The organism is Streptacidiphilus sp. PAMC 29251, from assembly GCF_054208735.2.
In genome coordinates this window covers 7222230-7234019 of sequence record NZ_CM135725.2, presented here as the reverse complement: position 1 = coordinate 7234019, position 11790 = coordinate 7222230, and the positions used below count along the sequence as shown (strand labels likewise).

At 71.9% G+C, this 11790-nt stretch carries 3 protein-coding genes and 1 pseudogene; 1 reads left to right on the top strand and 3 read right to left on the bottom strand.

Annotation, left to right across the window (positions count from 1 at the left end; genetic code table 11):
* Positions 1-3 precede the first annotated feature (3 nt).
* The 3 genes and pseudogenes from ACXKR8_RS34365 to ACXKR8_RS34355 all read right to left on the bottom strand — a co-directional run bounded on the left by ACXKR8_RS34365 (position 4) and on the right by ACXKR8_RS34355 (position 8639).
* Positions 4-2808 carry a DNA translocase FtsK gene (locus tag ACXKR8_RS34365; RefSeq protein WP_458268454.1) on the bottom strand — a complete coding sequence of 935 codons (2805 nt, stop codon included), beginning with the start codon at positions 2806-2808 and terminating at the stop codon, positions 4-6.
* Between the two features lie 122 nt (positions 2809-2930).
* Positions 2931-3742: pseudogene (locus ACXKR8_RS34360) on the bottom strand (response regulator).
* A gap of 328 nt (positions 3743-4070) precedes the next feature.
* Positions 4071-8639 (bottom strand): HAMP domain-containing protein, encoded by a 4569-nt coding sequence (locus ACXKR8_RS34355; protein ID WP_462100711.1) that lies wholly within the window; start codon positions 8637-8639, stop codon positions 4071-4073.
* 354 nt (positions 8640-8993) lie between these two features.
* Between ACXKR8_RS34355 and ACXKR8_RS34350 the strand changes: the two genes are divergently transcribed.
* Positions 8994-11663: a SpoIIE family protein phosphatase gene (locus ACXKR8_RS34350; RefSeq protein ID WP_458268451.1), complete on the top strand. Its 2670-nt coding sequence runs from the start codon at positions 8994-8996 to the stop codon at positions 11661-11663.
* Positions 11664-11790 lie beyond the last annotated feature (127 nt).

The window sequence follows — 11790 nt, the reverse complement described above, 5'->3', positions numbered from 1 at the left end:
CGGTCATTCCCCCCGGAGGGTGATCAGCACCCCGTCCAACTCGTCGGGCTGGATCAGCACATCCCGGGCCTTGGAGCCCTCGGTGGGGCCGACGATGCCCCTGGACTCCATCAGGTCCATCAGCCGGCCGGCCTTGGCGAAGCCCACCCGCAGCTTGCGCTGCAGCATCGAGGTGGAGCCGAACTGGGTGGAGACGACCAGCTCGGCGGCCTGGACCAGCAGGTCCATGTCGTCGCCGATCTCCTCGTCGACCTCCTTCTTCGGGGCCGCGCCGACCGTGACGTCGCCGCGGTACTGGGTCTCGGCCTGCGCCTTGCAGTGCTGGACGACGGCCTCGATCTCCTCCTCGGTGACGAAGGCGCCCTGCATCCGGGTCGGCTTGCCCGCGCCCATCGGCAGGAACAGCGCGTCGCCCTTGCCGATCAGCTTCTCCGCGCCGGGCTGGTCCAGGATGACCCGGCTGTCGGCCAGCGAGGAGGTCGCGAAGGAGAGCCGGGACGGGACGTTGGCCTTGATCAGCCCGGTCACCACGTCCACGCTGGGCCGCTGGGTGGCGAGCACCAGGTGGATCCCGGCGGCGCGGGCGAGCTGGGTGATCCGGACGATGGAGTCCTCCACGTCGCGCGGGGCGACCATCATCAGGTCGGCCAGCTCGTCCACGATCACCAGCAGGTACGGGTAGGGCTCCAGCACCCGTTCGCTGCCCAGCGGCGGCTGCGCCTTTCCCGAGCGCACCGCCTTGTTGAAGTCGTCGACATGGCGGTAGCCGAAGGCGGCCAGGTCGTCGTAGCGCAGGTCCATCTCGCGGACCACCCACTGCAGCGCCTCGGCGGCCTTCTTGGGGTTGGTGATGATCGGCGTGATCAGGTGCGGGACACCCTCGTAGGCGGTCAGCTCGACCCGCTTGGGGTCGACCAGGACCAGCCGGACCTCGTCCGGGGTGGCCCGCATCAGGATCGAGGTGATCAGGCAGTTGATGCAGGAGGACTTGCCCGCGCCGGTCGCGCCGGCCACCAGGATGTGCGGCATCTTGGCCAGGTTGGCGACGCTGGTCTGGCCCTCGACGTCCTTGCCCATGCCGACCAGCATCGGGTGCGGGTCGCTGGTGGCGATCGGTGAGCGCAGCAGGTCGCCGAGGTTGACCATCTCCCGGTCGGTGTTGGGGATCTCGATGCCGACCGCCGACTTGCCCGGGATCGGGCTGATGATCCGGACGTCGGGGCTGGCCACCGCGTAGGCGATGTTGCGGGCCAGCGCGGTGATCCGCTCGACCTTGACCGCGAGGCCCAGCTCGACCTCGTAGCGGGTGACGGTCGGCCCCCGGGTGAAGCCGGTGACCGCGGCGTCGACCTTGAACTCGGAGAAGACATTGCTGAGCGCGGCCACCACGTCGTCATTGGCCTTGCTGCGGGTCTTGCCGGGGCCGCCCCTGGTCAGCAGGTCCGGCGGGGGCAGCTGGTAGCTGCTGTCCGCGGGCAGCCGCAGCTGCTCGGAGCGCAGCGGCGGGATGCCCTCCTCGGGCTCCTCCTTGACCAGGGAAGGCGCGGGCTCCTGCTCAGGTTCGACGGCGACCGCTTCAGCGGCCGGTTCGGCCGGTTCCGCGACCGCGTCCTCGCGGCGGGCGGCCGGGACCGAGCCGCTGTCCTCGGGCGGCGCGGAGTCGCCCTGGGGCGTGCGGTCCTTGACCCGGTTCATCATGCTGGCGAGCGTGGAGGAGGGCTGGACGCCGTGCAGCAGCGCCCCGTCCAGGTCCGCCGCGGCGGCGGCCGCCACGTCGATGGCGTCCAGGTCGCCGCGCACCCGGTCCGGCTCGGCGACCGGTCCCGGACGGCGGCGCGGGCGGCGCCGACGCGGGGTCACCGCGCCCTCCTGCTCCAGCCGTTCGCGCTTGGCCAGCAGCGCGGCCCGCTCGGCGGGGGTGCCCGGCTCGCCCTCGAAGTCGGTGACGAAGCCCAGGCCGTCGAAGCCGTCGTCGTCGAAGTCCTCGGCCTCGGGATCGCGTTCCGGGCGCTGCCGCTCGACCAGGGACAGCTTCTCGCCGAGCAGCCGCACCCGCTGCGGGATCTGGTTGACCGGGGTGGCGGTGACCACCAGCAGGCCGAAGAAGGTGACCAGCAGCAGCAGCGGCACGGCCAGCGCCGGGCCTGCCGCCGCCATCAGCGGACGGGAGGCGGCCAGGCCGATCAGCCCGCCGGCGCCCCGGATCAGGGTCGCTCCGGCGTGCACGCCCGGCGCACCGCAGCCGATGTGCACCAGGCCGAGGATCCCGATGCTCAGCGCGCCCAGCCCGATGACGATGCGTCCGTTGGCGTCGGGCTGCTCCGGATGGCGCATCAGCCGGACCGCGACGGCGGCCAGCAGTATCGGCACCACCACGGACAGCCGGCCGAACGCGCCCTTGACCACATTGGTGACGCCGATGCCGAGCCAGCCCTGCGGATCGGACCAGGACCCGGCCGCGACCAGCAGCGCCAGCGCCAGCAGCAGCAGTGCCAGGCCGTCCTTGCGGTGCGCCGGGTGCAGGCTCTTGGCACCGTCGCCGACACCGCGGGCCATGGCGCCGACCCCGTGCGCCATCCCCAGCCAGGTGCCGCGCACCGCGCGGTACGGCAGCGGCTTGGGCGGGGCCGGCGGCTTGGCGACGGCCTTCTTCGCGGGGGCGGCCTTCTTGGCCGGGGCGGGCGCCGCCGCCTTCTTGGCGGGCGCGGCCTTCTTCGCGGGGGCCTTCTTCACAGGACCGGCGGCAGCCTTCTTCGCCGGTCCCGCGCTACGGGTACGCGAACCGCTTCCGGACATGCGTGTGGCCATGCGGCTCAGGCTACCGGTGGCGGCTCAGCCGCAACACGTGTCGCGGCTGGTTGCCGCCGACGTGTCGGAAGAAATGACGATCAGGCGGGCCGTCAGCTGTCCGGCCGTCAACTGTTCGACTGTCAGTTCGGCGGCGGGGGCGGAGCGCTCCCATTGCCGCCGCCGTTGCCGACAGCGGTTCCCGGCTCCAGCGCGTCCAGCGCCCGGCGCAGCCCGGAGAGCTTGCGCTCCAGGTGCGTGGCGGTGGCCACCGCGGCGGGGTCCGCCGACGCGTCCAGCTGCTTGGTCAGCGCCTCGGCCTGCTCCTCGACCGCGGCCAGCCGGGCCGAGAGCTCGGCCAGCAGGCCGCCGGCCGGGGCGCCGCGGCGGACCGGGGCCGCGGCGGTGTCGCCGTGGCCGTTGCTGCCCGCGGAGCCGGCCGCGCCGGTCTCCAGCTGCAGCCGCAGCAGCGCGCCGCCTGCTCCTTGAGCTGGCAGTTCTTCATGTACAGCTCGACGAAGACGGAGACCTTGGCGCGCAGCACCCAGGGGTCGAACGGCTTGGAGATGTAGTCGACCGCCCCGGCCGCGTAGCCGCGGAAGGTGTGGTGCGGGCCGTGGTTGATCGCGGTCAGGAAGATGATCGGGATGTCGCGGGTGCGCTCGCGCCGCTTGATGTGCGCGGCGGTCTCGAACCCGTCCATGCCGGGCATCTGGACGTCCAGCAGGATCACCGCGAAGTCATCGGTGAGCAGCGCCTTCAGCGCCTCCTCGCCGGAGGCCGCCCGGACCAGGGTCTGGTCCAGTGCGGAGAGGATCGCCTCGAGCGCGAGCAGGTTCTCCGGCCGGTCGTCGACCAGGAGGATCTTGGCCTTCTGCACCTTGGCCTGCCCTCCTCGCCCCGTGACGCCTGCGCTCGTCGTGTTGGCACTGCCCGTCGTGCTCGTCACGGTCATGCTAGCCGCACCTCACTGCCCGCCACCCACACCACCGTCAATCCTCGCCCCGAAAAGCAGTTCCGGACACCGCGCCCCGGTCACCCAACCGATACCGGTAGCAACGCCGAGTGACCCTATCCGGTTCCCCTTCGCGGCTGCCACCACCCCGACGAGTGGGGACAGCCCGGCCGAGGGCCGCCACCAGCGGTTCCCTACGCATGCCCCGGCGGCGCGGTTCGGAACCCGTCCCCGTCCCGGCAGCCCCGCAGTGCGGACGGATCGGCTCCCGGGTCGCTGCGGACTGGACGGTTGTCCTCCATCGGCGCCCGCCGGGAGGTGATCCGGCTCACCTCTCCCGGGCCAGCAGCCAGTGCTCCATGACCGCCAGCAGGTGGTCGGTGTCGACCGGCTTGGTGACATGGTCGGAGGCGCCGGCGTCCAGGCTCTTCTCCTTGTCGCCCTTCATCGCCTTGGCGGTCAGCGCGATGATCGGCAGCCCGGTGAACTGGGGCATCCGCCGGATCGCCTCGGTGGTCGCATAACCGTCCATCTCCGGCATCATGATGTCCATCAGCACCAGCGCGACGTCCTCGTGCTGCTCCAGCACCTCGATCCCCTCGCGGCCGTTCTCCGCGTAGAGCACGGTCAGGCCGTACTGCTCCAGCACGCTGGTCAGCGCGAAGACATTGCGGATGTCGTCGTCGACGATGAGGACCTTCTCGCCCTCGAAGTAGCCGCCGAAGGGGCCCGCCGCCGAGGGCCCGTCGAGCTGCGGCCCGTCGAGCGGCCCGTCGAGCTGCGGCTCCGGCTGCGGCTCCAGCTGCGGGGCGGCCGGCTGCTCGGTCCTGCCGTTCTGCCGCCCGCGGTCGCGGACCTGCGGCAGCCCGGACGCCATCGCCGCCTCCCGGCGCCGGGCCAGCGCGGCCTCCCGCACCTCGTCGGCCCACTGCTGGGCCGGGCTGCCGGTGACCACGGGCAGGGCCCGGCCCCAGGCGTCCACCAGATGCGGTTCCGCCAGGCCGCCGAGATGCTCCTGACCGGAGTGCAGCGGCAGGAACAGCGTGAAGGTGCTGCCCTGCCCCAACTCGCTCTCGGAGTGGATCTCGCCGCCGAGCAGCCGGGCGATCTCCCGGCTGATGGAGAGGCCGAGCCCGGTGCCGGCGTACTTGCGGCTGATGGTGCCGTCGGCCTGCTTGAAGGCCTCGAAGATCTCCCGGAGCATGTTCTGCGGGATCCCGATGCCGGTGTCGGTGACCGAGAAGGCGATCAGCGGCTCCTCCGGATCGCTGATCGCGCCCGATTCGAGCAGCTGCTCCTGGATGTGCTGCGGCGCCGGGTGCTGGCCCGGGCCGTTGCCGACCGGCTGGATCAGCAGTTCGACCGCGCCGGAGTCGGTGAACTTCACCGCGTTGGAGAGCAGGTTGCGCAGCACCTGCTGCAGCCGCTGCTCGTCGGTGTGCAGGGTGACCGGCAGTTCCGGCGAGACCTCGACCGCGAACTCCAGGCCCTTGTCGGCGGTCAGCGGCCGGAACGTCGCCTCGACGTAGTCGACCAGCTGCACCAGCGCGATCCGGGCCGGCCGGACGTCCATCTTCCCGGCCTCGACCTTGGAGAGGTCCAGGATGTCGTTGATCAGCTGGAGCAGGTCGGAGCCCGCGCCGTGGATGGTCTCGGCGAACTCGACCTGCTTGGGGCTGAGGTTGCCCTCGGCGTTGTCGGTGAGCAGTTTGGCCAGGATCAGCAGCGAGTTGAGCGGGGTGCGCAGCTCGTGCGACATATTGGCGAGGAACTCCGACTTGTAGCGCGAGGAGAGTGCGAGCTGCTCCGCGCGCTCCTCCAGGACCTGGCGCGCCTCCTCGATCTCGGAGTTCTTGATCTCGATGTCGCGGTTCTGCGTGGCGAGCAGCTCCGCCTTCTCCTCCAACTCGGCGTTGGAGCGCTGCAGCTCCTCCTGCCTGGCCTCCAACTCGGCCGAGCGCATCGAGAGTTCGGCGGTGAGCCGCTGGGACTCCAGCAGCAGCCCCTCGGTCTTGGTGTTGACCGAGATGGTGTTGACGGTGACCCCGATCATCTCGGCGATCTGGTCCAGGAAGTCCAGGCTGACGTTGTTGAAGGTGTTGAAGGAGGCCAGTTCGATCACCCCGAGCAGCCGGCCCTCGAACAGCACCGGCATCACGATGATGTTGACCGGGGCGGCCTCGCCGAGCCCGGAGGCGATCTTGAGGTAGCCGGGAGGGGCGGACTTCAGCAGGATCGGCCGCTTCTCCACCGCGGCCTGGCCGATCAGCGACTCACCGGGCCGGAAGGTGGTCGGCATGGCCCGGCGCTGGTAGCCGTAGGAGCCGATCAGCCGCAGGATCAGGTCGCCGTCGTCCTCCTCGTCCGGGACCAGCTCCGGCGGCCGGCTGCCGGGCTGGGCCAGGAAGAACGCGCCGTGCTGGGCCGAGACCACCGGGGTCAGCTCGCTCATGATCAGCGAGGCGACCGCCTCCAGGTCGCGGCGGCCCTGCATCAGCCCGGAGATCCTGGCCAGGTTGGTCTTCAGCCAGTCCTGCTCCTGGTTGGTGCGGGTGGTCTCGCGCAGGTTGGCGATCATCTGGTTGATGTTGTCCTTGAGCTCGTCGAGCTCTCCGGACGCGTCCACGTCGATCCGCAGGCTGAGGTCGCCCCTGGTCACCGCGGTGGCCACCTGGGCGATGGCGCGGACCTGCCGGGTCAGGTTCCCGGCCAGCTCGTTCACCGACTCGGTGAGGTCCTGCCAGGTGCCGGCCACCCCGGGCACCCGGGCCTGGCCGCCGAGCCGGCCGTCGGTGCCGACCTCGCGGGCCACCCGGGTGACCTCGTCGGCGAAGGCCGAGAGCTGGTCGACCATGGTGTTGATGGTGGTCTTGAGCTCCAGGATCTCGCCGCTGGCGTCGACGTCGATCTTCTTGGTCAGGTCGCCCTTGGCGACGGCCGTGGTGACCTGGGCGATGTTGCGGACCTGGCCGGTCAGGTTGTTGGCCATCAGGTTGACGTTGTCGGTGAGGTCCTTCCAGATCCCGCCGACCCCGGCCACCCGGGCCTGGCCGCCGAGCCGTCCCTCGGTGCCGACCTCGCGGGCCACCCGGGTCACCTCGTCGGCGAACGCGGACAGCTGGTCGACCATGGTGTTCAGGGTGTCGGCGAGGGCGGCTACCTCGCCCTGGGCCTCGATGGTGATCTTCTTGGACAGGTCGCCGCCGGCCACCGCGGTGGCCACCTGGGCGATGTTGCGCACCTGGAAGGTCAGGTTGGAGGCCATGAAGTTGACGTTCTCGGCCAGGTCGCGCCAGATCCCGGAGACGCCCTTGACCCGGGCCTGGCCGCCGAGGATGCCCTCGGTGCCGACCTCGCGGGCCACCCGGGTGACCTCGTCGGCGAACACCGACAGCTGGTCGACCATGGTGTTGACGGTGGTGACCAGCTCCAGGATCTCGCCCCGGGCCGAGACGGTGATCTTCTTGGACAGGTCGCCCCTGGCCACCGCCGTGGTGACCTCGGCGATGTTGCGGACCTGGCCGGTCAGGTTGTTGGCCATGAAGTTGACGTTGTCGGTCAGGTCCTTCCAGGTCCCGGAGACGCCCGGGACCAGGGCCTGGCCGCCCAGGGTGCCCTCGGTGCCGACCTCGCGGGCCACCCGGGTCACCTCGTCGGCGAACGCGGAGAGCTGGTCGACCATGGTGTTCAGGGTGGTCTTCAGGCCCAGGATCTCGCCGCGGGCGTCGACCGTGATCTTCTGCGACAGGTCGCCCCTGGCCACCGCCATGGCCACCTGGGCGATGTTGCGGACCTGGCCGGTGAGGTTCCCGGCCATGAAGTTGACGTTGTCGGTCAGGTCCCGCCACACCCCGGCCGCGCCCGGCACCATCGCCTGGCCGCCCAGGATGCCGTCGGTGCCGACCTCGCGGGCCACCCGGGTCACCTGCTCGGCGAAGCCGGAGAGCTGGTCGACCATGGTGTTGATGGTGGTCTTCAGTTCCAGGATCTCGCCGCGGGCGTCGACCTCGATGGTCTGCGACAGGTCGCCGCGGGCCACGGCCGTGGTCACCTGGGCGATGTTCCGCACCTGGACGGTGAGGTTGGTCGCCATCAGGTTGACGTTGTCGGTCAGGTCCTTCCAGGTCCCGGCCACCCCGGGGACGGTGGCCTGGCCGCCGAGCCGCCCCTCGGTGCCCACCTCGCGGGCCACCCGGGTCACCTCCGAGGCGAAGCCGGACAGCTGGTCCACCATGGTGTTGACGGTGTTCTTCAACTCCAGCATCTCGCCCGCGACATGGACGGTGACCTTGTTGGACAGGTCGCCCTTGGCGACCGCCGTGGTCACCAGCGCGATGTCGCGGACCTGCGCGGTCAGCCGGCTGGCCATCATGTTGACCGAGTCGGTGAGGTCCTTCCAGCTGCCGGACACCCCGCGCACCCGGGCCTGGCCGCCCAGCTTGCCCTCGGTGCCGACCTCGATGGCCACCCGGGTCACCTCGTCGGTGAACTCCGACAGCGAGGACACCAGGCCGTTGACGGTGCGGCCGACCTTGAGGAACTCCCCGCGCAGCGGGTGGGTGCCCCCGTCCGGGCCGATCGCGCGCAGCTCCATCCGCTGGTCCAGGTCGCCCTCGGCGATCGAGCCGAGCACCCGGCCGACCTCGGCCATCGGCCGGGCCAGGTCGTCGATCAGGGCGTTGGAGTTGTCCACGGCGGCGCCCCAGGCGCCCTCGCCGGCCCCGGCCTCCAGCCGCTCGGAGAGCCGGCCCTCCCGCCCGACCGCGCGTCTGACCCTGGCGAGCTCACCGGTGAGGTGCTGGTTGCGCTCGGCGATCTCATTGAAGACCGCGGCGACCTCGGCCATCACCGAGTCGCCCGGGACGGTCATCCGCCTGCGGAAGTTGCCGTCGCGCATGGCCGTCAGCGCGGAGAGCAGCTTGCGCAGGTCCGCCGCGTCCGCACCCCGGTTCCGGCGGCCCCTGCTGCCGCCACGGACCGCTGCCGTTGCTGTCGCCCTGCCTGAATCCACCGGGGTCCCTCCAGAGTTGCCGACCGGCGGGACACCGCAAGCGGGCCCGGTAGCGTGCTCCGGGGGTACGCGAAACGGCAGCGCCGTCGTCCTGTACTCCACAATCTAGCGACCCCCGGGGGTTGCGTGAGGGGTGGCGCAGGGTATCGGCTTGCCGATCGGGCACAGTGGAGGGCCCGTCGTCAGTAACCTCATGGGCTCGGGGCCGTTGTGCCCAGCACAGGAACAGAGGAGTCACTCGTGGTCACCGCGCGGGCAACCGCCACGTTCGAGCCGGTCGTCCGCTCCGTGGCGTCCGCGCGCGGTTTTGTCAGGGACACCCTGCAGGGGTGGGGGTTCTCCGAGGTCGTCGACGACGCGGTGGTCCTGGTCAGCGAGCTGGTCACGAACGCCGTGGTGCACGCCGGGACCTCCGCCGAGGTGGTCTGCCTGCGGGACGAGGACGGGGTGCGGGTCGAGGTCGCCGACCGCTACCCCAAGCGCATGGTGCCGCTGTACGACGGGGCCTTCGCGGAGGCCGCGGACGACCAGCAGTTCGACGTCAGCCGGGCCGACCTGGAGCGCGAGGGCGGCCGCGGCCTGCTGCTGTGCGCCGCGCTCGCCTCGCGCTGGGGCGTGGACTACGCGCCGGCGCACAAGCGGGTCTGGTTCCGGCTCGACCTCCCGGCCCGGACCGCGGGCACCCGCTTCGCCGGTCCGGTCACCCCGGACGGGCTGCTTCCGGCCACGGACTCCACGGTCCGGGTCGCCGTGTGCCAGGTCGACCCAGACGGGGTGGTGCGGAGCTGGAACCAGGACGCCGAATCACTGTTCGACCTGCCCGCCGCGCTGGTCGTCGGCAAACCGCTGGGCGCCGTCGCCGCCTGGCCGCAGACCCCCGGCACCGGGCTCGGCCTGGACGAGGCGCTGCGGCTCTCCCGCTGGGAGGGCAGCTACGGGATGCGCTGCGGCGACGGCCACACCATGCCCGTCTACGGCGCCCACCTGCGGATCCGCGACAGCGAGGGCTCCCCCTCGACGGTCTGCCTGCTGGTCCGGGAGACCGAGCGGGCAGTGCTGCAGTCCCCGTTCCGGGGCCAGCCCGCCGACAGCACCGCCCCCGGCTCGCACGCCGAGACCGGGGTCGGCGGCCTGCAGTCCTTCGACGCCTTCATCGGCTCCCCCGCCCCCGACGACCTGGACGGGCTGCTGCAGCGCACGGTCGAACGGGCGCGCGACATGCTGGACGGCGACGCCGCGTACCTGCTGCTGGCGACCGACGACGAGACCGAGCTGGAGGTACGCGCCAGCTGCGGCCTGCCGTCCGGGCGGCAGCGGTTCGCCCGGGTGCCGGTGGAGGCGGGCGCGGGCCGCTACGGCTCGGCCCGGCTGCCCGCCGTCCACGACGACCTGACCGCCCAGCCGGGGGCGGTGCCGCTGCTCAGCGGGACCGGGCTGCGCTCGGTGGTGACCGTCCCGCTCAAGGTCGAGGGGCGGCTGACCGGCTCGCTCGGGGTGGCCGCGCAGGCCGCCGACCAGTACCGCAACGAGGACGCGCTGCGGCTGCAGTTCGCCGCGGACCGGATCGCGCTGGCGGTGGAGAGCGCCCGGCTGACCGAACTGGAGCGGCTCCGGCGCGGCTCGCTCTCCTTCCTGGTGGAGGCCTCCGACCTGCTCGCGGGCACCCTGGAACGGGACCAGACGCTGGCGCTGATGGCGCAGATGACCGTGCCCACCCTGGCCGCCTGGTGCGCCGTCTACACGATCTCCGAGCAGTCAGCGCCCGAACTGGCGTTCGTACTGCACGAGGACGAGGACCAGATCGACGGGCTGCGCGCGCTGCTGGCGCAGATCCCCCCGCCCGAGCCGGTGAACACGCCCGGCGCGCGCAACTGGCGCGCGCCCGCCGAGGCCGCGCACTCCGCCGCGATGCGGGTCTCGCTGCGCAGCCTCGGCCGCGGCGGCACCACCCGGCCGACCCCCGGCTCGGGCCCGGCCACCGCCCTGGCCACGGCGCTGACCGTGGGCGGCGAGACCGTGGTGCTGCCGCTGGTCGCCAGGAACCGGGTGATCGGGATGCTGACCCTGGGCAAGGCCGCCGACGAGAAGTTCCGCCGGGAGATCCTGGAGCTCGCCGAGGACCTGTCCCGGCGGGCCGCACTGGCCCTGGACAACGCCCGGCTCTACTCGGAGCGCACCGCGATCAGCCGGGCGCTGCAGCGCAGCCTGCTGCCGCCGGACCTGCCCAAGATCCCCGGGGTCGAGGTCGAGGTGATCTACCGGGCGGCCGGCGAGGGCAACGAGGTCGGCGGCGACTTCTACGACGTCTTCACGATCAGGGACGGCACCTACGGCTTCGCCATCGGCGACGTCTGCGGCACAGGCCCCGAGGCCGCCTCGGTGACCGGTCTGGCCCGGCACTCGCTGCGACTGCTGGCCCGGGAGGGCCTGAAGGCCCCCGAGGTACTGAACCGGCTGAACGCGGCGATCCTGGACGAGGGCGAGCGCAGCCGCTTCCTGACGCTGCTGTACGGAGAGATGACGCCGCATCAGGACGGCACGGTGGAGCTGCGCTCGGTCTGCGCCGGACACCCGCTGCCGCTGCGGCTCCGTCCGGACGGGACGGTCTCGGCGGCGGCCGTGCCGCAGCCGCTGCTCGGGGTGATGGAGGATCTGGAGCTGTTCGAGGAGACCGTGGTGCTCGAGCCGGGGGACGTGCTGCTGTGCGTCACCGACGGCATCACCGAGCGCCGCGAGGGCTCCCGGATGCTCGGCGACGACGGTCTGGCCGAGGTGCTGGCCGGCTGCACCGGACTGACCGCGGGCGCGGTGGCGGCCCGGGTGCTGCGCGCGGTGGAGCGGTTCGCCCCGGAGCCGGCCTCGGACGACATGGCGATCCTGGCACTGCGGGTGCCGACCCAGCTGAGCTGAGCCACAGGTCGGTCTGATCCTTCCGTTCGATCGGATCGGAGGGTTACCGTCCGGTTCTGCCGGGATATGGGCACTGTTGGGGCAAAAATGGTCCCTGGTGCATGCGAGGCAGCCTCCCTACGATCGG

Coding starts and splice junctions, on each gene's coding strand:
- ACXKR8_RS34365 (WP_458268454.1), bottom strand. CDS start 2,808: ATGGCCACACGCATGTCCGGAAGCGGTTCGCGTACCCGTAGCGCGGGA.
- ACXKR8_RS34355 (WP_462100711.1), bottom strand. CDS start 8,639: ATGCGCGACGGCAACTTCCGCAGGCGGATGACCGTCCCGGGCGACTCG.